This window comes from Chryseobacterium sp. RR2-3-20, assembly GCF_017808115.1.
Classification (GTDB): Bacteria; Bacteroidota; Bacteroidia; order Flavobacteriales; family Weeksellaceae; genus Chryseobacterium; species Chryseobacterium oryzae.
The window spans coordinates 21,514-45,069 of sequence record NZ_JADQBD010000020.1 but is presented as its reverse complement, the minus strand read 5'-3'; the positions used below and the strand labels follow the sequence as shown (position 1 = coordinate 45,069).

20 protein-coding genes are annotated in these 23,556 nt (G+C 35.0%); 3 read left to right on the top strand and 17 right to left on the bottom strand.

Going from position 1 to position 23,556, the window contains the following annotated elements:
• Positions 1-267: 267 nt before the first annotated feature.
• From nadC to IV513_RS06900, 17 genes are all read right to left on the bottom strand, one after another.
• Entirely contained in the window at positions 268-1,128 is an 861-nt protein-coding gene (nadC, locus tag IV513_RS06975) for a carboxylating nicotinate-nucleotide diphosphorylase (protein WP_209389892.1), read from the bottom strand.
• A gap of 23 nt (positions 1,129-1,151) precedes the next feature.
• Positions 1,152-2,723, bottom strand: a complete 1,572-nt coding sequence (gene nadB / locus IV513_RS06970) for an L-aspartate oxidase (RefSeq protein ID WP_209389891.1) — start codon at positions 2,721-2,723, stop codon at positions 1,152-1,154.
• A gap of 30 nt (positions 2,724-2,753) precedes the next feature.
• Complete coding sequence (locus IV513_RS06965) at positions 2,754-3,383, bottom strand: NAD(P)H-dependent oxidoreductase (protein ID WP_209389890.1); 630 nt, start codon at positions 3,381-3,383, stop codon at positions 2,754-2,756.
• A gap of 125 nt (positions 3,384-3,508) precedes the next feature.
• On the bottom strand, positions 3,509-5,761 hold the full coding sequence (locus IV513_RS06960) for a T9SS type B sorting domain-containing protein (protein ID WP_209389889.1): 2,253 nt from the start codon (positions 5,759-5,761) through the stop codon (positions 3,509-3,511).
• A 157-nt stretch (positions 5,762-5,918) separates the two neighbouring features.
• Positions 5,919-6,395: a ribonuclease HI gene (gene rnhA / locus IV513_RS06955; RefSeq protein ID WP_209389888.1), complete on the bottom strand. Its 477-nt coding sequence runs from the start codon at positions 6,393-6,395 to the stop codon at positions 5,919-5,921.
• A 72-nt stretch (positions 6,396-6,467) separates the two neighbouring features.
• Positions 6,468-8,066, bottom strand: a complete 1,599-nt coding sequence (gene dnaB, locus IV513_RS06950; protein ID WP_209389887.1) for a replicative DNA helicase — start codon at positions 8,064-8,066, stop codon at positions 6,468-6,470.
• Positions 8,067-8,215: 149 nt separating this feature from the next.
• On the bottom strand, positions 8,216-10,276 hold the full coding sequence (locus tag IV513_RS06945; RefSeq protein ID WP_209389886.1) for a gliding motility-associated C-terminal domain-containing protein: 2,061 nt from the start codon (positions 10,274-10,276) through the stop codon (positions 8,216-8,218).
• Positions 10,277-10,390: 114 nt separating this feature from the next.
• On the bottom strand, positions 10,391-12,457 hold the full coding sequence (locus tag IV513_RS06940; RefSeq protein WP_209389885.1) for a gliding motility-associated C-terminal domain-containing protein: 2,067 nt from the start codon (positions 12,455-12,457) through the stop codon (positions 10,391-10,393).
• A gap of 90 nt (positions 12,458-12,547) precedes the next feature.
• Positions 12,548-13,783: an MFS transporter gene (locus IV513_RS06935; protein WP_209389884.1), complete on the bottom strand. Its 1,236-nt coding sequence runs from the start codon at positions 13,781-13,783 to the stop codon at positions 12,548-12,550.
• Between the two features lie 103 nt (positions 13,784-13,886).
• Positions 13,887-14,249 (bottom strand): hypothetical protein, encoded by a 363-nt coding sequence (locus IV513_RS06930; RefSeq protein WP_209389883.1) that lies wholly within the window; start codon positions 14,247-14,249, stop codon positions 13,887-13,889.
• 69 nt (positions 14,250-14,318) lie between these two features.
• A complete protein-coding gene (locus IV513_RS06925) occupies positions 14,319-15,818 on the bottom strand; it encodes a GH3 auxin-responsive promoter family protein (RefSeq protein ID WP_209389882.1) in 1,500 nt (499 codons plus the stop codon).
• Positions 15,819-15,919: 101 nt separating this feature from the next.
• A complete protein-coding gene (locus tag IV513_RS06920; RefSeq protein WP_209389881.1) occupies positions 15,920-16,615 on the bottom strand; it encodes a YjjG family noncanonical pyrimidine nucleotidase in 696 nt (231 codons plus the stop codon).
• A 21-nt stretch (positions 16,616-16,636) separates the two neighbouring features.
• Positions 16,637-16,771, bottom strand: a complete 135-nt coding sequence (locus tag IV513_RS15925; RefSeq protein WP_262897330.1) for a hypothetical protein — start codon at positions 16,769-16,771, stop codon at positions 16,637-16,639.
• Positions 16,772-16,816: 45 nt separating this feature from the next.
• Positions 16,817-17,404: an RNA polymerase sigma factor gene (locus IV513_RS06915; RefSeq protein ID WP_209389880.1), complete on the bottom strand. Its 588-nt coding sequence runs from the start codon at positions 17,402-17,404 to the stop codon at positions 16,817-16,819.
• A 192-nt stretch (positions 17,405-17,596) separates the two neighbouring features.
• Positions 17,597-18,079, bottom strand: coding sequence for a hypothetical protein (locus IV513_RS06910; RefSeq protein WP_209389879.1), 483 nt, complete (start codon positions 18,077-18,079; stop codon positions 17,597-17,599).
• A 95-nt stretch (positions 18,080-18,174) separates the two neighbouring features.
• A complete protein-coding gene (gene metK / locus IV513_RS06905) occupies positions 18,175-19,455 on the bottom strand; it encodes a methionine adenosyltransferase (protein WP_209389878.1) in 1,281 nt (426 codons plus the stop codon).
• Positions 19,456-19,679: 224 nt separating this feature from the next.
• On the bottom strand, positions 19,680-20,630 hold the full coding sequence (locus IV513_RS06900; RefSeq protein ID WP_209389877.1) for a LysR substrate-binding domain-containing protein: 951 nt from the start codon (positions 20,628-20,630) through the stop codon (positions 19,680-19,682).
• Between the two features lie 105 nt (positions 20,631-20,735).
• On the opposite strand from IV513_RS06900, the gene IV513_RS06895 reads away from it, so the two are divergent.
• The 3 genes from IV513_RS06895 to IV513_RS06885 all read left to right on the top strand — a co-directional run bounded on the left by IV513_RS06895 (position 20,736) and on the right by IV513_RS06885 (position 23,543).
• Positions 20,736-22,223: a catalase gene (locus tag IV513_RS06895; protein WP_209389876.1), complete on the top strand. Its 1,488-nt coding sequence runs from the start codon at positions 20,736-20,738 to the stop codon at positions 22,221-22,223.
• A 98-nt stretch (positions 22,224-22,321) separates the two neighbouring features.
• Complete coding sequence (locus tag IV513_RS06890) at positions 22,322-23,089, top strand: enoyl-CoA hydratase-related protein (RefSeq protein WP_209389875.1); 768 nt, start codon at positions 22,322-22,324, stop codon at positions 23,087-23,089.
• Between the two features lie 28 nt (positions 23,090-23,117).
• Positions 23,118-23,543 carry a dCMP deaminase family protein gene (locus tag IV513_RS06885; protein ID WP_209389874.1) on the top strand — a complete coding sequence of 142 codons (426 nt, stop codon included), beginning with the start codon at positions 23,118-23,120 and terminating at the stop codon, positions 23,541-23,543.
• Positions 23,544-23,556: the final 13 nt, after the last annotated feature.

Sequence of the window (23,556 nt, the reverse complement as noted above, 5' to 3'; positions counted from 1 at the left end):
TCATCTACAAGCTAAATCGAAGATATTTTGGAGATAGCCTCTTTGAAAGGCTTATTATTGCTAACATTACAGGGTTATGATTAAAAACGGATAATCAATAATAATTTTTAACTATTATTAACTGTATGTTAATTTTTAATCAGTCTTGATAAGCCTTATTCTGTTGTTTTTCAGTAAGTTGTGATTTTTATGATTTTTCGTATGAAAAAAATCATATTATCTATTTTTTAACAAAAGTGATAAGATTTTATTAAAAATATAATGTTTTTACTTAACTGCTTTTAGGCTTAAATCTATATTTTCTGCTGAGTGTGTTAATGCTCCGGCAGAAATAAAAGTAACTCCTGTAGCAGCAATTTCTTTCAGTTGCTCTCTTGTAATTCCTCCCGATGCTTCACTTTCGCAAGAACCATTAATTAGTTTTACAGCTTCAGTCATGGTATCAATATTCATGTTATCCAACATAATTCGGTCAACTTTTGCTTTGATGGCTTCTTTTACTTCTTCTAGATTTCGTGTTTCAACTTCAATCTTAAGTTTTTTCTTGTTTTTTTTGATATAGTCTTTCGCCATTTTTACAGCATTGGTAATGCTCCCGTTGTAATCGATATGGTTATCTTTCAGCATTATCATATCATAAAGTCCGTATCTGTGATTTGTCCCACCACCGATAGCTACTGCCCACTTTTCGCAAACTCTGAAATTGGGAGTGGTTTTTCGGGTGTCTAAAAGTTTAGTTTTAGATCCTATTAATCTTGAATCCCAATCGTGTGTAAGTGTTGCAATGCCGCTCATTCTCTGCATGCAGTTCAGAACGAGTCTTTCCGTAGATAATATAGATCTCGCACTTCCGGAAACTATAAATGCTACATCGCCAACTTTAGCAGTTTCACCATCTTTTATAAATGTTTTTACTTTTAAGCTTTTATCAAAAGTTTTAAAAATAATTTCTGCCAATTCTACTCCTGCCAAAATACAGTCTTGCTTTACCAAAAGTTTTGCCTGTTGTTGCAAATCTTTAGGAATGGTAGAAAGGGTAGAGTGATCTCCATCCTGAATGTCTTCCTTTAATGCATTGTTGATGAATTGTTTTAAAACTTTATTGGTCGCGTAGCTTGGTCTTTTCATTTTTGTTGATTAATCAGTTACTGTTAAGCTAAATCTTTGTTGTAAAATGCCCCTTTATTTTTTGTCATTTCCATAGATTGGGTTATGATGAGGTTTGCAACAGTTGTAAGATTTCTAAGTTCAGAAAGTTGAGGGGAAAGAATAGAGTAGTGGTAAATTTCGTCTACTGCTGCTTCAATTTCAGCGTGTTTTTGTGATGCCATTTTTAGTCTTTTGTTGCTGCGAACAATTCCTACCAAATCGCTCATCATCTCCTGAAGTTGTTTTCTAAGGTATGAAACAATCACCATTTCATCAATTATTTTCATTCCTTCTTCGTTCCATTCCGGAACTGCTTTAAGGTCTTCAAAATTGAAATTGTTTTCTTTTAAAAGTTCAACGGTTTTCATGGCAGCATTATGTCCGAAAACCAAACCTTCTAAAAGTGAATTGGAAGCCAGTCTGTTGGCTCCATGTAATCCGGAATTGGTGCATTCGCCCACTGCAAATAAGTTTTTAATAGAAGACTGTCCGTCTTTATCAATTTCAATTCCTCCCATAAGATAATGGCATGCAGGAACAACCGGAATGAGTTGTGTAAATGGATCGATACCTTCGTCTTTGCATTTTTTATATATGTTGGGGAAATGTTCAAGAAATTTTTCATGATTCATTTCTCGACAGTCTAATCCTACATATTCGTCTCCGGTAGTTTTCATTTCAGCATCAATAGCTCTTGCAACAATATCTCTGGATGCAAGTTCTTCTCTTTCATCATATTTATGCATAAACTTTTCACCTTTTTTGGTGAGAAGTTTGGCTCCATCACCTCTTACCGCTTCCGAAATTAAAAACAGCATTCCGTCTATCTTGCTGTATAAAGCGGTGGGGTGAAACTGATAATACTGCATATTGTTTACTTTTCCTTTTGCACGGGCAACAAAAGCAATTCCGTCTCCTGTGGCAATGGTAGGATTGGTTGTGTTTTTGTAAACATGTCCTGCTCCTCCTGTCGCAACCAAAGTTATTTTGGATGTGATTTTTTTTATAGATTTTGATTTTTCATCTAAAATATAAGCACCATAACAATTTATTTCATCTTCATTGAGTTTTTTTCCGGGAACATGATGCTGCGTGATGATATCTATAACGTAATGATGGTCTAAAATCTCAAGATTGGGATTGTTTTTTGCAGTCTGTAGGAGTGCTCTCTCAATTTCAAAACCTGTGATATCTTTGTGATGAACGATTCTGTTTTCGGTATGTCCGCCTTCTCTTCCCAGCGTAAACTCTCCGTTTTTTTTATCGAAATTTGCTCCCCATTCTACGATTTCATTAAATCTTGCAGGGGCTTCTCTCACGACCATTTCTACAACATCGCGTTTATTTTCGCCGTCTCCTGCACGCATCGTATCTTCAATATGCTTTTCGAAGTTATCATTTTTAAAATCTGTAACAACGGCAAGACCTCCCTGTGCGTATTTTGTATTGCTTTCATCTTCATCAGATTTAGTGACAATAATAATTTTTGCATCAGGAAGCTGTTCGGATATTTTTATGGCATAAGACAAACCGGAAATTCCGGAGCCGATTACCAGTACATCTGCTTTTATCATATTTAAATTTAAACCTCTTTTGTTTTTGTATTAAATAAATTTAAACAATTTTTCGTTTGGTTTTCTCACTTTTTTCATGTGCTGAAAGTGGTCTTCTTCTGAGCGGTAGCCTAAAGCAAGCGTTACGGTAACCCTTTCTCTGTCTGTATTAATCTCTAGAATTTCTTCAATTAAATTTTGTCGGAATCCTTCCATTGGGCAACTGTCGATATTTTCCATGGCTGCTGCATACATAAGATTGGCCAAAACGATGTAAGATTGTTTTTCTGCCCACCCAAAAAGCTGATCTTCTGTCTGTTGCGTAATATGCTGATTGATGCTGTTTTTAAAAAGATCCAGTTTTTCGATTTCAAGATTTCTTACCTCAGAAATATGTCTAAAGTAGCCTTCAATATAAGAGTCTTCAATCGTCTTTTTGGATACAATAACAATAAGGTGAGAACAGGTGGAAATCTGGGAAGGGTTGTAGAATGCAGGAATAAGTTTCTGAATAATATCTCCGCTTTGTACCACTAAAATTCTGTAAGGTTGCAAACCTAGCGAACTTGCCGCAAGTTTGCCAGATTCCAGAATATTCAAAAGGCTGCTTTCCGGAACTTTAAGATCCGGATTAAATTTTTTTACAGAATATCTTCTGCTTAGTGCTTCCAAATAATTCATAAAACAAATTTAATAATAGAATATGAATAAAAGCTTATTTAAAAATTACTTTGTAAAAATTATAAAAAAACCACTTCGTTTGAAGTGGTTTCATCTTAATTTTAATATATGAAGTGTGAAAAAAATTATTCTCTGTTTTTCAGCAAAACCCATCCGTTATAAACTGTTGGAGTGCTGTTTTTGTCGTTTTCGTTCCAGGAAATCGTGTACCAATAAGTTCCGGTAGTTAATTTTTTGCCACCTGAGGTTCCGTCCCATTTGTAATTTCTTATTTTATCAGCTTCATATTTCATATTCCCATATCTGTCGAATACAGTAAATGTTAAATTCTTTTTATATGCTAGTGCTGTGTAGTCTATTACATCGTTTACATTGTCGCCATTCGGGGTGATAACATTTACAAGATTAGGAATTGTAATTTGTACGTGGATTGGGGTACAATTATAAATATCCTTTACATAGAATGTATTTTCGCCTCTTGGTAAATCTGTAAACACATTAGAATCTTGCCAATTAATACCGTTAAGCGAGAACTTATATGGAGCAGTACCACCAAGAATATTTACCGTTGCCGTATTATTCTTAATGTCTATATTAGAAATTACCGGATTTACCGCAATTTTTACATTAACGGTTTGATACGTGTAGCAGTTTCCGGTTTTAAGTCTTACCCAATATGCGCCTGCAGAAATTCCCTGAATAGATTGAGTAGTGGCACCTGTACTCCATAAATATTCTGAAAATCCTGGTCCGGCATCTAATGAAGTTCTTGCATCTATGCAGATAATTTTATCTTTTAATACACTAGATTTTACAGGTTGTGTTACGGTTAGTTTTATTTTTTTGATGACAAAACAATTGCTCACTGCAGTAACTTTTAAATATACATCTGCATTAGGAGAAATATATGCGATAGGAGTGGAGATTTCATTAATTCCATTCATCGCATTGTCGAAAGAAGTGTAGAATTTCTTTGTTATTCCTGTTTCGGTAGTAATGTTGGCTGCGGTAAGATTAAACATTCCCCAAGATGTTTGTCCTTCTATAAAGCAAGATTCTAACATAGCATCTTGGGCAACCGGTAATGGATGGAATGTTAAGGTTACCTCTGCATTTCCTGTACATCCTTCTGGTGTGGTTACTTTCACATATACTTTTCCCGGAGCAGAAATAAATGCTGAAGGATTTGTAATTTCATTTGTACCTGCATTTAAATCGGCTAAAGTGCGGAAGTATTTTTTAGTAATCCCTGGAACAGCAGATACATAGGCGGATGTAAGATTAAAAACCGCAGTTGTAGCTCCATTATTATTGCATTCTGCAATCGTTACATTATTTGCACTGAAATTTCCAAGAGTAAGTTTGATGGTTCCATCAGGGTTGTCGCAAAGTAATGCCGAATTATCTTTAATGATAACATTTACAGTTGTGTTGCTATTAAATTGATAGCTTGTAGGGTTCGAAATAACTGTTCCTCCTACAGAATAAGTAAATGTATAACCAGAAGGATTGGTGACAAACTGAGAGTTAAGAGCCGTTAGATTAATAGTTCCAAAACCGGTAGAAGGATTTGGGCAAACCGATTGTGTAATTGAAGGATTTAAAATGCTTACTTTATCTGTGAAAACTTTCACGTTTTTAATTGAATGTCTTGCGCTTGCAGCTCCAGTGGAAGCCGAAAATCCAAAATATCCCTGTGTCATTCCTACAGCTGCACCCGATGGAGCAAATGTTTGATTGACCACTAAAACATTATCAATCTTTATTTTAATAATCCAATTGCTAAGATTGTTGCTGTCTACTTCGCCGGTTACTTCAACATGTTTAAAGTTAGGTCCTACAAAAGGTTGTGTACTGATGAGATCGGCTGTATGATAAGTACTTCCCGGAGTATTGTTGTATTCAATATTAGAACCAGTTCCGTTATTGGTGCCGTATAAAACATGCACCTTGCTCATTTGAGCTTCGGTAGCATTATTAAAAATATCAAACCCAACCATAAGTCCTGTTGCGTTGGCAGGAATTCCAAGACCTCCACCTGCAGTATAAGAAGCAGGCGGATTTGCAAGGTACCAAAATGCAAGTCCGTCACCTTTTCCGTAAGAAGTTGTGCCGTTTCCATCTATTCTGAAATCGAATTCTACCCGCCATTTATCGCAATATTTCAGATTAATAGGAGCATTTAGCTTAATACCTCCAACCTGAGAAATCTGGTCGGCTGTAAGCTGTATAAAATCTGTGTTCACCGTTGCGGAAGGCACTACATCCCAACCGGTTGTGTTAACGGGATTTCCTGTTAATTGAAAGGTTTGGGACTTAAAATTTTGGGCGAAACAAAAAAATAGGAAAAGTAAATAAAAGTGTAGTTTTTTATTCATGTATTAGCTTTCGTTAGATTTACAGATGTAAAGATATAAATAATCCGAAAACAAATGAATATTGTGTGTTAATTTTATTGAATTTAATATTTATTTCATAATGAAATAGCGACAAACTAATGAAAAGGGTATTTATTTTGGATTTTGATTTGTAATTTCAAAATAAAGAACTGTCGTTCTGGGTTTCAAAATAAACATCCGTTTCAAGTTGGTCAGAAGCTGCTGCAGCTACGGCAAGTTTATCGCAAAGTTCATTTTCGAAGTGTCCGGCGTGGCCTTTTATCCAATGTATTTTTGGAAGGTAAAGATTGTAAAGTATGATAAACCTTTTCCATAAATCTGGGTTTTTCACATTTTTCCAACCTCTTTTTACCCATCCGGAAATCCAGTTTTGGTTGATGGCGTCAGAAACATATTTGCTGTCGGTGAATATATGAATTTCATTTTCTGCAGATTTCAATTTTTCTAATGCGGTGATAACTGCTAAAAGCTCCATTCTGTTGTTGGTTGTTTTTTTGAAGCCTTTTGAAAACGTTTTTTGGTAATTCTTCTCAGGAACACGCATGAGAATTCCATATCCTCCTTTGCCGGGATTTCCGCTGCATGCTCCATCTGTATAAATTTCAATTCTCATATATTATCTAAAGGGGATTTTAGAGTTAATTTTGAAAAACTAATTCTAAAGTAATCTCTACATTTTCAGTCTTTAAAATGGAAAATCATCTTCATCATCAAAATCATTCATGGATGATCCGGATAGTTTTGAATTGTCGGGCAAGTCAAAGGCAGCTCCGGGCTGAATGGTTGTTTTTATTTTGTCGAACCCACTTGGTTCACCCAGTAAACCTGAATTCGAACTATATCCCATAGAACCAGCTCCTCCATCAAAAGCGGCTTCAATATCTCCAAATTTGGCAAAATGTTTTAAGAATGAAAGTCTTACATCTGCAGTTGCCCCATTTCTGTGTTTTGCAATGATTAATTCTGCCTGATTTTCGGTGGAAGTTTCCTGACCTTCTTCGTCATTGTCCCAAACGGCAATTTTATAATATTCTGGTCTGAAGATAAAAGATACAATATCCGCATCCTGCTCAATTGCTCCAGATTCTCTTAAGTCTGAAAGCTGCGGTCTTTTACCAGGGCGTGTTTCCACACTTCGGGAAAGCTGGGAAAGTGCAATTACCGGAACATTCAGTTCTTTTGCAATGGCTTTTAATGAACGGGAAATCATGGATATTTCCTGCTCTCTGTTACCTGCTCCTTTGCCTCCGCCACCGGCAGTCATCAGCTGAAGGTAGTCTACCATTATCAACCTAACTCCGTGTTGCATCACGAGTCTTCTGCATTTTGCTCTGAAATCGAAAATGGATAGGGAAGGTGTTTCATCAATATATAATGGTGCATTTTCAAGTTCCGAAACATTGGAGAATAATCTTTGCCATTCTTCATCATCCAAAGTTCCTTTTCTCAGCTTTTCTGAAGAAATTCTTGTTTCTGAGGCAATCATTCTGGTAATAAGCTGTACGGATGCCATCTCTAACGAGAATAATGCCATTGGAATTTTGTGTCCTACAGCAATGTTTCTTGCCATAGACAGAAGAAAGGCGGTTTTTCCCATTGCGGGACGTGCAGCAATAATAATAAGGTCAGAATTTTGCCATCCTCCAGTTTCTTTATCTATATCTCTGAAGCCTGATGGAACTCCGGAGATTCCCTCTTTGTCTTTTAGAGCTTTTATGGTATCAATTGCCTGTTTAACCAATGAGTTCGCGGTATCGAATCCTTTTTTGATGGTTCCGTTTGTAATTTCAAAGAAAGATTGTTCCGCTTTATCTAAAAGTTCAAAAACATCTGTAGATTCTTTGTAAGAAGAATCTATCACATTGGCAGAAACATTAATTAAACTTCTCAGAATGTATTTTTCGAGAATAACTCTTACATGATATTCTATATGTGCAGATGAACTTACTCCCATAGTAAGTTCGATAATGTAATGATCTCCTCCTGCGGTATTAAGCTTGTCTGTCTTTTTTAATTCCTGAATGACTGTCATTATATCCACCGGCAAATTTCCTTCATACAGCTTAAGCAATGCAGAAAATATAACCTGATGTCTTGGGTCATAAAAAACTTCGGAGGTGAGAAGGTCTATAGAATTATCGAGTCCTTTTTTATCAATTAAAAAAGTACCTATAACCAATCTTTCAAAATCTACTGCATTGGGAGGCATTTTTCCGTCTGCAATCGACAATTCTCTAGCAAAATTACCCTGAGTAAGTGAAGAGAGTGTTTCTTTCTGAGCCATACTGCAAAGATAGTTTATTTAAAAAATAATTTGAAAAGAGTAATTAATATTCTTTGTTGATAAGTCTAAAAAATCCTTTAAATACAAGGATTGGGTAATGTTGATAAAAAAATCACCTCAAACGCGAGGTGATTTTTTTCAATTTTAAATTATTGTCTGTTTTTGAGAAGAACCCAACCTTTGTATTGTGTTGGTGTACTGTTCTTGTCATTTTCATTCCAGGTAATTGTGTACCAATAAGTTCCTGTATTTAGTTTTTTACCTCCGGATGTACCGTTCCATTTGTAATTTCTTACTTTGTCTGCTTCGTAAACTTTGTTTCCGTATCTGTTATAAACGGTGAATACTAAGTTCTTTTTATAAGCTAAATCAGAATAATCTATTTCGTCGTTTACGTTATCTCCATTCGGTGTAATTACATTTACAAGATTCGGTACTGTAAGCTGTATTTGAATAGGCGTACAATCGTAGCTGTCTCTTAAAAATATTTTGTTTTCTCCTCTTGGAAGATTAGAAAATACATTCGAGCTCTGCCAAGTAATTCCATCTATAGAATATTCGTAAGGAGCAGTTCCTCCAGATGGATATACTGTAATAGTATTATTGTTAATATCCACACTTGCAATTACTGGCTGTGGAGCAGGATGAACAGTTACTCTTTGGAATGTAAAGCAATTACCGGTTTGTAATTTTACCCAATAAGATCCTACTGCAACACCTTGAATAGTTTGTGTAGTTGCTCCCGTACTCCATTCGTAACTAGAGAAACCAGGACCTGCATCTAAAGTAGTTCTGTCTTCCATACAGATTGTTTTGTCTTTCAGAACGGTAGATTTTACGGGTGCAGTTACTTTCAGGGTAATTTTAGTTATCTCATAGCAGTCATTCGGGCTGATAACTCTCACATAAACTTCTCCTGCTGTAGAAATATAATTTGTAGGGTCGGTAATTGCATTAATGTCGGCAAGTGCGTCAGCTTTAGTTCTGTAAAACTTTTTAGTAGTTCCAGTCGCAGTTGTTACAGCGGCTTGGGTAAGATCAAACTGAGCGGTGAGAATTGCATTTTCAATAAAACAAGATTCTAATGTTGCAGGTGTAACAGGAATAGAAGGATAATATTCTAAATCTATTTCTGCATTTCCTGTACATCCATCGGTTGTAGTTACTTTTACAAATATTTTTTTAGGTGCAGTAGATTGATAGGATAAAGGTGTAGTGATTTCATTAGTACCTGCAGTTAAATCAGCTAATGAAGGAAAATATTTTTTAACCGCAGCAGGATCAGCATATACAGATCCAGATGAAAGATCGAAAACTGCACTACCTGCATTGTTATTGTTACATGCTTTTATAGTTGCGTTAGAGGTTACTATAGGACCTAAAACAAATTTTATAGTACCAGTCTGTGTACAGTCATTTAACGGATTGGTAGGGTTGGAAGGATCAAGATAATGAATAGCATAATAATAAGTATCCGTAGTATTTACACTTATTGCAGTGGTAATAGGATTGGCATTAGTTAATGCATCATTAGATGATGTATGGTACGTCACCGAAAAATTTGGATTTCCATTGATGATTCCTGTAGAAAGAGTGGAAAAATTAAAAAGCGACGGGTTTGTACATATTGATAGGATTCCGTTATGGGCAGGTCCTGGTGGAAGAAAAGGGTTAGGTGTTAAAGAAGGGTTAGTGAATGGGGAAGTCAAAGTTGCTGTTCCACCCCAAGTTAAAGCAAAACCGTACGGGTTACTCGGGATATAATTGTCAATCAGTAAATAATAGGTTTCTCCAGCTAAAACCGGAAGAGGAAGTCCCCATTGAGCACCTGTATTTGTAGAGCTTAATCCTGTAGGACCACTAAGTCCACTGTAATTACATCTTATTGCATTTCCAAAATCCCACGTAGAGCAATCTATATTAGGTCCATAAACTGCAAAATCATAGTCATAATGATTTACGTTAGGAACCGTATTAGGGGTTATGGTGAATTCGATCGTACCACTTGTTGCAGCGGTAAAAACGTACCAAACAGAGTAGTTTTCTAGTCCCAAGCAGCTTCCAGCAGTTTGTTCTATAACATTTCCATTACTGTTTGGATTGTAACTAATTCCGGAATTTCCACAGACGGGTATTGCTGAAATACAGTCTGACTGTGCATAAAATATCTGCGATATTATAACCACAAAAAAGAGTAGTATTTTTTTCATATTATAAATATTTGTAACAAATTTAGCTAAAAATTTATTCTAAAATAGATTGTTTATAGTTAAATATAAATAAAGCCGCTACATGCGGCTTTATTTATAAGTTTATCAACTTGTTTATTCTCTGTTCTTTACCATTAGCCAACCTGAAAATTTAATTGGCGTTTTAGTTTTGTTATTTTCATTCCATGTAACAGAATACCAGTAATTACCTGTAGGAACACGGGTGCTTCCATTGGTTGTACCGTTCCATTTGTAACCATTGGTCTTATCTGCCTGAAAGACTTTAGCACCGTATCTGTCGAAAATACTAAGAACTAAATTTTCTTTTCCTGCTAATGCAGAATAATCAATTACATCGTTTACGCCATCTCCGTTAGGAGTTATAACATTCACAAGATTAGGAACAACTACACTCACTTGGATTGGTTCGCAGTCATAAGAGTCTTTAACATATACTGTATGATCGCCTCTTGTAATATCTTTAAATACATTAGATTCTTGCCAGTTTACATTGTCGATAGAGTATTTGTAAGCAGGGCTTCCTCCTATTACATTCACGGTAATATTGTTGGTTGAGATATCAACATTAGAAATTACAGGCTGTTCGGAAGCATATACCTTTACAATTTGTTTAGCAGTACAGTCTCCTGTTTTCAGTTTTACCCAATAAGTACCTACGCTAACGTTAGTAATTGTTTGAGTAGTTGCTCCCGTGCTCCATACATAACCACTGAAACCTGGTCCTGCATCCAAAGTGGTCTTATCTTCAAAGCAAATAACTTTGTCTTGCAGTACGGTTGAATATGTAGGTGGGATCACAATAAGATTAACTTTTGCAACTGTATAACATCCGTTTCCATCACTTACTCTAATATACACAACACCTGTAGGAGCAATATAATTGGTTGGGTTATTAATTTCATTAGTTGCGTTCACTGCATCAGTCATCGAAGGGAAATATCTTTTTGTAGTTCCCGATGGGTTGCTAATTAAAGCAGTCGTTAAATTAAAAGAACCGGTAGAAGGATTTCCTTCAATAAAACAAGTTCTCAATGTAGCCTCAGTTACGGTAATGACAGGGTAGAATTTTAATTTTATTTCTGCCACATCCTTACATCCAAAAGGCGAAGTTACCAAAACAAAAACAGATCCTCCTGCAGATGTATATTGATAAGGGTTTGTAATCTCATTGATATTATTATTAAGATCATACATTGAAGCATAATACTTTCTAGTATATGTAGGATCTCCGAAAACATTCGCAGTTGTAAGGTTGAAAACTCCTACTCCTGTGTTGTTATTGCTACATTCGGTGAGAGTAGCATCTGTTGCTACAAAACTTCCATTTTTAAATTTAAAAGTACCCGTCTGTTTACACTTATTAATAGGGCTATTTGGGTTAGTGGGATCAGTGTACATAATGCTGTAATAGTATGTATCACTTGTATTTACAGAAATTGGTGTTGTTATGGGAGCGTTTCCAGTAAGAACATCATTACTGTTCAGATAATAACTTACAGAGAAGTTTACATTTCCGTTGATAATTCCTGCATTCAATGTGCTAAAATCAAAAGTTGCAGGATTAGAACAAATAACAACTTCATTGGGAAGAGCCGGGTTTGCATTAGGCTGACCAGGAGCAACAAATGGGTTGTTGGCTAGAGAAGGGTCGTTAAATGGTGATGCTAACGTTGCAGTACCACCCCATGATAAAGAAAATCCGTTGGCACTTTTAGAAAAATTATCAACAATTAAATAATATACTTCTCCTGGTAAAACATTCATAAAACCACTCCATTGTCCGTTTACAGTTGGGTGTATGGTAGCAAGATTTAAACCGGTAGGACCGTCTGCTCCAGAATAGTTACAACGTAATGGTGCACCCAAGCTGCCACATTGTTTGTTGGGACCATATACTGCGAAATCATAATCATCTGGGAAATAATTAGGATTAATCGTGAATGTTAATGTCCCCGCTGTAGCAATTGTAAAGGTGTACCATACAGAATAATGCTCATTAGTGCTCAGACATCCTCCCAAAATCTCACGAATATCTCCCGGACCAGATGGTGTGTAGGATATACCTGAATTTCCGCAAACAGTAAACGCTGTAGGACAGTCGGACTGTGCAGAAAAAAATTGAGATATAATTAGTAAAAAAATGAGTAAAGTTTTTTTCATTTTAAAAAAATTTTTGATACAAATATAAAAAAAATAATAACTTAATGATGTAATTTTTAGTATATATATAACGTTAACGCTGCAATACCTTTAATATTGCATTTTGCGTAATTTTGAGTTAAAGACTCCAACGCTTGCGGCTATCATTACTGTTAATGTACCACCGACAACTACCGATTTTACAACGCCTAGAAGTTTGGCAGCCAAACCACTTTCAAATTGTCCCATTTCATTACTCGACATAATGAAGATTGAATTGGCACTCAAAACTCTGCCGCGAATATGATCCGGTGTTTTCAACTGAACAATTGTTCCACGGATGACCACCGAAATCCCATCCAGCATTCCGCTGAGAACCAAAAACATGAATGAAAGCCAATAATATTCAGATAATCCGAAACCTATTATGCATAACCCGAACCCTGCAACCACGGCCAATAATACTTTCCCCTGATTTTTTCGTAATGGTACGATTGAAAGGGTAGTAATGATAATCATGGAGCCGATATCCGAAGCTGCATTCAATAATCCTAAGCCATTTGCTCCGGATTTTAAAATGTCGGTTGCGAAAACAGGAATCATGGCAACAGCTCCTCCAAAAAGTACAGCAAACATATCCAGACAGAGAGCTCCCAAGATTTCTTTTGTTTTGAAAATATAAGAAACACCTTCTTTAATACTTTCCATAACCTTTACTTCTCCTTTTTTATGGCTTGAGAACTGAGGTTTAAGTTTCCAGAAGAAAAATGATGCCAGAATAATTAATCCAATAATAACGGTTAAAGTCCATTTAATTCCATAAAATTCAATTAAAAAGCCACCCGCAGCATGTCCGCATACAGAAGAAATTAAAAATGTTGCCTGATTTAAAGTTATGGCATTAGGAAGATTAATTTTTTGCACAATTTGAGGAATCATAGACGGAACAATCGGGCCGATAAATGCTCTCGCTATTCCTGTAAAAAATATTACAGTATAAATAAAATAGGTGATTTGATGTCCCGAAAAATGAAGTTCAACATTCAGAAATGCAGGAATTAGCAAAAGACCAATAAGAAACACATATGCATAATTGCAAATGAGAAGAAGTTTTTTTTTCTCATTCATATCAATTACGTGGCCGGCGTATAATGCACAACTTACGGCGGGTATTACCTCAGAAAGTCCGATTAATCCGATAGAAAATGGGTCTTTGGTAAGTTGGTACACCCACCATCCCAATAAAGTTGCCAACATTCTAAATGCCATCACAATAACGAATCTTCCGGTAAGAAGATTTCTGAACTCAACATTTTGCAATGTTTTTAGCGGTAAAGAAGGAATCATGCTTACAAAAATAGCCTTGAATTTTCATTCAAGGCTATTGATTTTTTTAATTTCAAAATATTTTTAAAAAACCGTGATGGTAATTATTTTAAAATGTGGAATTTTAATCTGCTTTAGATGAGCTAATTACAATGGCTGCAGCAGCGGCTGCTCCAATTATTACCGCACCAGTTGTAACTCTTGCTTTAGATCTGTCTTTTACCGAAGCAATGTTAGATTTAGGGATTACCACTTGTGTGCTGTCTTTTTTTCCTTTCGTTCCGATAATATTATCACCTGCAACATTTCGGAATAAAATCGTTTGCTTTTTAGATCCGTCTCTTGGAGTTACTGTATAGATTTTCCCCGCTTCGAGATTAGAGTAATTATTCTGAGCAATATCTTCGCTGTACTTTGTAGTAGCACATGAGGAAATTACAAATAAAGACGTTAATAAAGACGATTTTAAAAGTACAGATGCTTTCATTATATTATTTTAGTTTTTCAAATTTATAATTTTTTTTGAATATATCTTTTTGTATTGAAGAAAATATGGCTAAAATTTGTAAATTTTCAATAAATCTGCAATTTTTCTGTCATTTGCAAGTCTAGGTATTTTGTTCTGACCTCCCAGTTTACCTTCAGATTTTGCATATTCCTGAAAAGCATTTTTCTTGAGTTTCGAAATATGGAGTTTTTGAAGAATATTTCCCGAAATCAAATCATCATAATACGTATTTCTTTTTCTCAGTTGATTGTCGAGTTCTGTTCTAAACGAATCTATGTTTTCTGGTTCTTTTTCGAATTCTATAAACCATTCATGATAAGGAAGCCCTTCTTCAGGATTTACTTGCGGAGCCAGATGAAATTCTGTAATCTGTGCAGGATATTTTTCTAAAGTTGCTTTCATGGCTTCTTCAACCTCGTAAGCAATAACGTGTTCACCAAATGCAGACGTAAAATGTTTGGTTCTTCCGCTCACCAAAATTCGGTGTGGCTTTTTATCTATAAATCTTACCACATCGCCAATAGAATATGCCCAAAGACCAGAATTGGTGGTTAAAATAAGGGCGTAATCTTTATTGAGTTCTACATCTTTTAAAGTTAGCCTTTTGGCGTTGGGTTTTCCGTACTCTTCTAAAGGGATAAATTCATAAAAAATTCCATGATTTGTTAAAAGCAATAAGCCTTCCTTTGTATAATCGTCCTGAAAAGCAAAAAAACCTTCAGAAGCAGGAAATGTCTGGATGATATCTACGCTCCCGCCCAAAAGTTCTTCCATTTTGTCGCGGTAAGGTTCGTAATTTACGCCTCCGGTTACAATAAGTTGAAGATTGGGGAAAATCTGCTTAATTTTTTTTCCGTTCTTTTCAATTAATTTTTCAAAATACATAATCAGCCAAGGTGGAATTCCGGAAATGAGCGTCATGTTTTCTTTTTCGGTTTCCTCAACTATTTTTTCCACTTTAGTTTCCCAGTCATCAATCATGTTGGTTTCCCAGCTTGGCAAACGGTTTTTCTGAAGATAATTAGGGATATGATGGGCTACAATGCCTGAAAGTCTTCCGGTTTTGATGCCGTAAACTTCTTCAAGCTCTGGACTACCCTGCAAGAAAATCATTTTTCCGTTTACAAAATCGGCATTGTCTTTTTTTGCGATATAATGAAACAATGCACTTTGTGCACCGGCAATCTGATAAGGCATTCCTTCTTTCGAAATTGGGATGTATTTTGCACCAGAAGTAGTTCCCGAAGTTTTGGCAAAATACTCCGGAGTTTCGGTCCATAATATATTACGTTGCCCTTTTTTTACCTTTTCTATATATGGTTTTAAATCTTCGTAGTCTGAAACCGGAACACGATTCTGAAAATCCTCAACAGATTTTATTTCCTCAAATTGATGTGTTCTTCCAAACAATGTTTTTTCAGCATGTTTTATAAGCGACAATAAAAGTTGCTCTTGGTTTTTTTCAGCATTATTTTTAAATTCTTCTGCTTTTCTGACACTTTTTTTCGCCCAGAGAAGTGCTGCCTGTTTCTTGATGAAATTTAACATGCTTCAAATGTATAAATAAGTATAGACATGAATTGAAATTTTCTTTCGATATATAATTTCTGTTTTTGCTGACAGATTTACCGTTTTCTCAACTTAACATTTTACAAGTATTCTTTAATCTGTAAAAGGTGCTGTATTGTCTTAAGATTTTCCGAAGATTTGTTTTCCTTTAAAACATCAAAAAAAATAACGTCTATTCCGAAGTTTTGGGCTCCTATTATGTCGGCAATCCAATCGTCACCAATTAAAATACTCTCGTTTTTAGAAGCATTTGCCAATGATAAGGAATATTCGAAAATTTCAGGATTAGGTTTTCTTACCCCAACAGAATCTGCACTGGTAATGGTTTGGAAATAGTGATCTATTTCAGAAAGTATGCATTTTCTTTCCGTTACTTCCTGAAATCCGTTTGAAATAATATGAAGTTTGTAATTTTTATTCTTTAAATATTCCAAAATGTATTCTGCTCCTTCTACGAGATGATTGTGATTGAGGATTTTATCTAAAAAATGTTCCTCAAAATACATGGATAATTTGAGGTTGTCTACTCCGAAACGATTGAATGTGTCGTAAAAACGGTGTTTTCTGAGATAATCCTTGTCAATTTCTCCATCACGAATCTGTTCCCAAAGTCTTTCATTAATGTCGTGATACGCAGAATGAAACTCCTCAAAATCAATATTGAATTTTAAGGAAATTTCTTCTTTTTCGAAAAGATCTTTAATGGTTAAATAGGCGTTTTTGCGATGATCCCAAAGGGTGTTGTCGAGGTCAAAAAAAATGTGCTGAATTTTCATACAGCACAAATTTAAATATTTTTAGTTTTTTGTAAAGTGATAATTTTTGTTTTTCACTTTTACAACTTCCAGATTTTTAGAGAAGCTCAGGAGAAAATCTACAGTTTGCTTTTTGGGTTTCAAATTTTTCAATTTTAAAGAATCGTTATTTTTCATAGGCGAAAATTGTATTTTCTTTAAAACGAAAATTGTACCAAATTATTATCTTGTAAGAATAATATTATTTTCCTCCATAATTTTTCGAAGATTGATAAGAGCATATCTCACTCTTCCTAAAGTGGTATTAATGCTCATGTCGGTATGTTCTGCAATTTCTTTGAAGCTTAAGCCATCATAATATCTCAGCTTTATTACTTCCTGCTGGTTTTGAGGAAGAAAATGAAGCATTTTTAAAAGATCTTCATGAATTTGAGTGGTTACCAATTGATCTTCTATGTTTTCTGATGGTTCCCGAATAAGATCGAAAATAGAAAACTCTTCGTTATTAAAAGTAGTTTCGGACACTTTCGTGTTTTTAGATTTTGCACGGAAATAATCAATGATTAAATTTTGTGCAATTCTTTTTGCCCAAAGGATAAATTTTCCTTCTTCATTATATCGTCCTTCCTTCAGCATAACGATAATTTTCATGAACGTATCCTGAAAGATATCATTGGCAAGATCCTGATCGTTTATTTTATAGAAAATAAATGTGAAAAGCTCTCTTTGATGTCGATGTATAAGAGTGGATAATGCTTCTTCGTTTCCTTTTTGGTACAAGGATATCAGTTGGCTGTCTGTTGGTTTCATAACTCTTCTCAAAAATTTATTACAGTACAAACTCTTTCCTGATTTTTATATCAAGTTCATTAGAGAATTTGTCTTAAGACGGATTTTAGAGTAGAGTATATTCTATAAGCATCAAATTATGCTGTAAATATAATAAAATTTTAATAAGTATTAAACAAATATTAAATTTTCTAAAAAAATTAATAAAAAAAGTTAATTAAACATGTCATGTAAGAATGTGGTAGGAATATTTAATGTGAAATTAATATTCACTCCTTTCATTTGTTTTCCATTTAAACCTTTGTCACCAATTGGAAACGCATAGCCTCCTGTAAGATCGAGAAGTCCGAAAAGCGTAACGCCAATTTTTGGAGCTACATATTTGTTGGTACCTTCAACACCTGCCAAAAAATAGTATGAATGATTAAAATCCACATTTTTTTCAAAATTGAGTAATACATCAGCCTGTACTTTTGGCATAATTGCAAAATCTGAATTTGCAGATCCCATTAATGCAGATGCTCCAAGTCTGTATATTACATCATCATTTTTTAGAAAAAGCAATTTTCCGCCAATCTCACCAAAGCTCTGGTTTTGATAAACGTATCCCACATTTATCATTTTGTGAACAGTATATTGTGCTTTCGCTGTTAAACCTGTCAAAATTAACAGAAGTAATAATGGAAACTGTTTCATATAATGGTGTTTACTGTATTAAATTTGGATGTAAAAATAAAAAAAACTGCTTTAGCATTTAGATGATAAAGCAGTTTCTGTACCGAAAATTTTGATTAAATTCCGAAAGAAGATTTAATTTCTTCTACTTTGTCTAATTTCTCCCAAGTGAAGAATTCTAGACCTTCTAGAGTTAATTCGTTTTTCTGTCCTTTATTGAAAGTTTTATCAGCAACATAATGTTCTCTACCCATGTGGCCGTAAGAAGCTGTTTCCTGATAAATAGGATTTCTCAATTTTAAATTTTGTTCGATAGCATAAGGTCTCAAATCGAAAATAGTAGATACTTTTTTAGCGATTTCACCATCGTGCATATCCACTTTAGCGGTTCCGAAAGTGTTAATATACAATCCACAAGGTTCTGCAACACCAATTGCATAAGAAACCTGTACCAAAACTTCATCGGCAACACCTGCAGCAACCAGATTTTTAGCGATGTGACGCGTTGCGTACGCTGCACTTCTGTCTACTTTAGACGGATCTTTTCCTGAGAATGCTCCTCCTCCGTGAGCACCTTTACCACCATAAGTGTCTACGATAATTTTTCTTCCTGTAAGACCAGTATCTCCGTGAGGTCCGCCGATTACGAATTTACCTGTAGGGTTAATGTGGTATTTAATTTGGTCGTTAAATAAAGCTTTAATCTCTTCAGATTGCTGTGCAACAACTCTTGGTATTAAAATATTTTTAATATCCTCTCTAATTTTGTTCAGCATTTCTTCTTCAGACCCAAAATCGTCATGTTGTGTAGAAACAACAATAGAATCTATTCTAATGGGTTTGTGATCGTCAGAATACTCAATGGTTACCTGAGATTTCGCATCTGGACGAAGATAAGTAATATCTGAGTTTTCTCTACGGATTGCAGAAAGTTCTTTAAGAATGGTATGAGCCAAGTCTAGAGCTAAAGGCATGTAATTAGCTGTTTCGTTGGTTGCATAACCAAACATCATACCTTGATCTCCTGCTCCCTGTGCGTTAGCTTTTGCTTCGAAAGATTCGTCGTTTACAGTTCTGTCTACCCCTTGGTTAATGTCTGGAGATTGCTCATGAATAGCAGAAATAACTCCACAAGAGTCTCCGTTAAACATATATTCTCCTTTTGTGTAACCGATTCCGTTGATGACATCTCTGGCAATCGTTTGTACATCAAGATATGCATCAGATTTTACTTCACCCGCCAAAACAACCTGTCCTGTAGTAACTAATGTTTCACAAGCAACTTTGGAGTTTTTGTCGTATGCTAAAAAATGATCAATTAATGCGTCGGAAATCTGATCGGCAATTTTATCAGGATGCCCTTCTGAAACAGATTCAGATGTAAATAAATAAGACATATTATTCTTTGTATTTTATTGAAAATGTGAAGAAAAAAGTGAATAACTGCCCGTAAATAGCTAAAAGGATTACTGTTTTAGCATTTTTTTAGAGAGGTTGCAATCAGGTCAAATTTTTCCTCGTTAATAAACGTCTGCAAATTTAGGGACTATTTTCTAATACTCAAAATTTTAAGACTTTATTATTTAAATTAATTCAAAATTGATGATGAAAATCATTTAAGCTACTGTGGTTTGATGCTTACAAATTCTTTCGGATTTTTGTTGAAATTCAATTTGGAATCTACAGAAGATTTAATGAAAGCTCCCAATTCATCAATGATTTTTTGCTTAAAAGTAGGTTTGTAATAGATAATACTTATTTCTCTATAAGGAAAAGGTTTCTTGAATCTGAAAACCTTCGTTTTCTGCTCTTCTGAAAGTTGGTTGAGAGCCAGTTCCGGTAAAATGCTTATTCCTCCCACTTTATCAACCATGTGTACCAAAGTCTGAATATTTGATGCTAAGAAATCAAGGTTTTTTGGTTTTAGAGTATTTTCTTTTAAATGACAGATGTTTTCAAACTGATTTCGTAAGCAGTTTCCTTCTTCTAAAAGCCAGACTTTTTCCATATTGAGCTCATCCGGAACAATAAAAGTGTTTTTCTTGTTGGCTTCGGTGACTGAACTGTAAATCATTAGTTCTTCGTTGAAAAGAAAATCCTGATAAAACTCATTGGCATTATCATAAGGCGTAGAAATAATTCCTGCATCTAATTCACCGCTTTTAAGTGCTTTTATGATGTTGTCTGTCGTCATTTCCTTTACATTCATTTGAATTTTGGGATTATTCTGAAGAAAATGAAAAATTTCTGTTGGAAGAATAAAGGAAGAAACTGTAGGAATAATACCCAAATTTATGGTTCCTCCTAAAATATTATTTAGAAGATTGGCTTTATTTTTCAGTTCGTTTACAGATTCTATAATAACCTTAGCCTGGTCTATTATTTGCACTCCAACATCCGTCGTTCTGATAGGGTGGGTGGTTCTGTCGAAAACTTTAACATCCAGTTCATCTTCAAACTTTTGTATCATTGCACTCAAGGTGGGCTGAGTGATGAAGCATGCCTGAGCTGCTTTTCCGAAATGTTTGTACTTATCTACAGCGATAAGATATTCCAATTGCTGAATGTTCATTTGATTAATATTATCTATTACAAAGATATAATGTTTTTGGTAAAATCAATCAAAAATTCATCTAAATTTGAACAATAATTATAGAAACAAAACCCTATTATACTTATGGATAATAAAAAACTTACGAGCAGTAGTGGTGCTCCATATTATGAGCATCAGGATTCACAAACCGTTGGAGCAAGAGGACCTGTTTTGCTGCAGGATTTTATTTTGCAGGAAAATCTGGCTCACTTTGTGAGAGAGAGAATTCCTGAAAGAATAGTTCACGCTAAAGGAACCGGAGCGTATGGTACTTTTACTGTTACGCACGATATTTCACAATATACCAAGGCAAAGCTTTTTTCTAAAGTTGGCAATTCGTGCCGTATGTTTGCACGTTTCTCTACTGTAGGTGGAGAAAAAGGAAGTGCAGATACTGCTAGAGATCCTAGAGGTTTTGCTTTAAAATTCTACACAGAAGACGGAAACTGGGATCTTGTGGGTAATAATACACCCGTTTTCTTTATTAAAGATGCTAAGAAATTTCCAGACTTTATACATACTCAGAAGCGGGTTCCGAAAACCAATCTTAAAAGTGCTACTATGATGTGGGATTTCTGGAGCCTGAATCCTGAATCTCTCCATCAGGTTCTTATTTTAATGTCTGATAGAGGAACGCCTCATGGGTACAGACACATGCATGGTTTCGGATCTCATACTTTCTCCATGATTAATGATAAGAATGAAAGAGTTTGGGTGAAGTTTCATTTTAAAACTAAGCAGGGAATTAAAAATTTCACAGATTCTGAAGCATTGAAAATGGCAGGAGAAAATCCAGATTTTGCACAGGAAGATATGTGTAATGCAATAGAAAAAGGAGATTTTCCAAAATGGACAATGTATATCCAAGTAATGACCGAGGAGCAGGCTAAAGAATTCAGATGGAATCCGTTTGATATTACCAAAGTGTGGTTTCAGAGCGATTTTCCTTTAATTGAGGTTGGAGAAATGGAGCTGAACGAAGTTCCTGTTAACTATTTTGCACATGTAGAGCAGTCTACTTTCTCTCCAAGTAATTTAATCAACGGGATTAGTTTTTCGCCGGATAAAATGCTTCAGGGAAGATTATTTTCTTATCCAGATGCTCACCGTTACAGAGTGGGAGTCAACGCTCATCAATTAGAAGTAAATAGATGTCCGTTTCAGGTAAATAATTATCAAAGAGATGGTTTTATGGCAGATTCCAGTCATTATCAGGATAAACCGAATTATCATCCAAACAGTTTTGATGAGGTTAAACCGGATCCGGCTTACAAAAATTTTGAGTATGAATTAGACAGTAATCAAGTTGCTAATTTCAACAGGAATGAAAATGATGACGATCATTACACTCAACCCGGATTGCTTTACACAAAGGCAATGAACCAAGAAGACAGAGAAAATCTAATTCATAATATTATTGGAAGTATGAGTGGGATAGATGGTCCTAAGAAAGATGAAATCATCAACCGACAGCTGTGTCACTTCTTTAGAGCCAATATAGAACTGGGAATGAAAGTGGCTTCAGGATTAAGTGTCAACATAGATTCAAATATGATGAATCATTCAAAATAAATACATTATTAATGCAGATATAAAAAGGAAAAAATAATTTTTTTCCTTTTTTTTATTATTTTTTTTTAATTTGCAGGTTATAACAGATTAAAAAAATTATGGCATACGAAAATATTCTTATCAGCAACGAAGAAAAAACAGCTGTAATTACCATCAATAGACCTCAAAGTCTTAATGCGCTTAATGCTTTAACCATAAGTGAAATAAGCTCCGCTCTTGATGAGTTACAGAATGATGCTGAAACGAGAGTCATTATTATAACAGGTAGTGGAGAAAAATCTTTTGTTGCCGGAGCAGATATTAAAGAATTTAGCGATTTTAATCAGGAAAAAGCAGAAGAGTTGGCAAGAACCGGTCAGAATAACCTTTTTAATAAAATTGAGAATCTGAATAAGCCCGTTATTGCTGCCATAAACGGATTTGCTCTGGGCGGTGGTCTGGAACTGGCAATGTCCTGTCATATAAGATATGCTTCAGATAATGCTAAATTAGGTTTGCCAGAAGTTACTTTAGGACTTATTCCTGGATATGGTGGAACTCAAAGATTGCCAAAGCTTGTTGGAAAAGGTATTGCCAATGAAATGATTTTTTCTGCAAAAATGATTTCTGCACAAAAAGCAAAAGAAATAGGTTTGGTAAATGAGGTTTTTCCTATTGAAGAACTTCTTGCAAAAACCAAAGAATTGGCTTCAACGATAGCAAGAAATTCGCCTATGGCAGTTTCTAAAGCCATTAAAGCAACCAATTTGTCTGATACAGAAAGAGGTTTCGAAACAGAAATTGTTTCTTTCGGGGAGCTTTTTGATATGGACGACAAAAAAGAGGGCGTTTCTGCTTTCCTTGAGAAAAGAAAGCCTAATTTTTAGTAAATTATAAATTATTTCGAAAAAATAAATGCTGATGTATAGTAAGTTTGATAAAGCTTATCTAAAAATGGCTCAGGAATGGGCAAAACTTTCCTACTGTAAAAGAAAACAGGTAGGTGCATTAATCGTAAAGGATAGGATGATTATTTCTGATGGGTATAACGGAACACCATCGGGATCCGAAAACTGCTGCGAAGATGAAAATGGGAAAACCCATTGGTATGTGCTTCATGCTGAAGCAAATGCGATACTGAAACTTGCCGGTTCTACACAGTCGGCAGTGGGAGCTACTCTGTATTTAACATTGTCTCCGTGTAAAGAATGTAGCAAACTGATTCTACAGTCGGGAATATCGAAAGTAGTTTACATGAATGCTTATTCGGATAATGAAGGCATAGATTTTTTAAAAAACCATCAAATCGAAATAATACAGGTATCTGAAAAAGAATTATAAATTTTAAAAACAA

Bases quoted from the DNA above. Each gene is read 5' to 3' on its own strand.
- nadC (WP_209389892.1), bottom strand. From the start codon at position 1,128: ATGAAAAGACCAAGCTACGCGACCAATAAAGTTTTAAAACAATTCATC.
- nadB (WP_209389891.1), bottom strand. From the start codon at position 2,723: ATGATAAAAGCAGATGTACTGGTAATCGGCTCCGGAATTTCCGGTTTG.
- IV513_RS06965 (WP_209389890.1), bottom strand. From the start codon at position 3,383: ATGAATTATTTGGAAGCACTAAGCAGAAGATATTCTGTAAAAAAATTT.
- IV513_RS06960 (WP_209389889.1), bottom strand. From the start codon at position 5,761: ATGAATAAAAAACTACACTTTTATTTACTTTTCCTATTTTTTTGTTTC.
- rnhA (WP_209389888.1), bottom strand. From the start codon at position 6,395: ATGAGAATTGAAATTTATACAGATGGAGCATGCAGCGGAAATCCCGGC.
- dnaB (WP_209389887.1), bottom strand. From the start codon at position 8,066: ATGGCTCAGAAAGAAACACTCTCTTCACTTACTCAGGGTAATTTTGCT.
- IV513_RS06945 (WP_209389886.1), bottom strand. From the start codon at position 10,276: ATGAAAAAAATACTACTCTTTTTTGTGGTTATAATATCGCAGATATTT.
- IV513_RS06940 (WP_209389885.1), bottom strand. From the start codon at position 12,457: ATGAAAAAAACTTTACTCATTTTTTTACTAATTATATCTCAATTTTTT.
- IV513_RS06935 (WP_209389884.1), bottom strand. From the start codon at position 13,783: ATGATTCCTTCTTTACCGCTAAAAACATTGCAAAATGTTGAGTTCAGA.
- IV513_RS06930 (WP_209389883.1), bottom strand. From the start codon at position 14,249: ATGAAAGCATCTGTACTTTTAAAATCGTCTTTATTAACGTCTTTATTT.
- IV513_RS06925 (WP_209389882.1), bottom strand. From the start codon at position 15,818: ATGTTAAATTTCATCAAGAAACAGGCAGCACTTCTCTGGGCGAAAAAA.
- IV513_RS06920 (WP_209389881.1), bottom strand. From the start codon at position 16,615: ATGAAAATTCAGCACATTTTTTTTGACCTCGACAACACCCTTTGGGAT.
- IV513_RS15925 (WP_262897330.1), bottom strand. From the start codon at position 16,771: ATGAAAAATAACGATTCTTTAAAATTGAAAAATTTGAAACCCAAAAAG.
- IV513_RS06915 (WP_209389880.1), bottom strand. From the start codon at position 17,404: ATGAAACCAACAGACAGCCAACTGATATCCTTGTACCAAAAAGGAAAC.
- IV513_RS06910 (WP_209389879.1), bottom strand. From the start codon at position 18,079: ATGAAACAGTTTCCATTATTACTTCTGTTAATTTTGACAGGTTTAACA.
- metK (WP_209389878.1), bottom strand. From the start codon at position 19,455: ATGTCTTATTTATTTACATCTGAATCTGTTTCAGAAGGGCATCCTGAT.
- IV513_RS06900 (WP_209389877.1), bottom strand. From the start codon at position 20,630: ATGAACATTCAGCAATTGGAATATCTTATCGCTGTAGATAAGTACAAA.
- IV513_RS06895 (WP_209389876.1), top strand. From the start codon at position 20,736: ATGGATAATAAAAAACTTACGAGCAGTAGTGGTGCTCCATATTATGAG.
- IV513_RS06890 (WP_209389875.1), top strand. From the start codon at position 22,322: ATGGCATACGAAAATATTCTTATCAGCAACGAAGAAAAAACAGCTGTA.
- IV513_RS06885 (WP_209389874.1), top strand. From the start codon at position 23,118: ATGCTGATGTATAGTAAGTTTGATAAAGCTTATCTAAAAATGGCTCAG.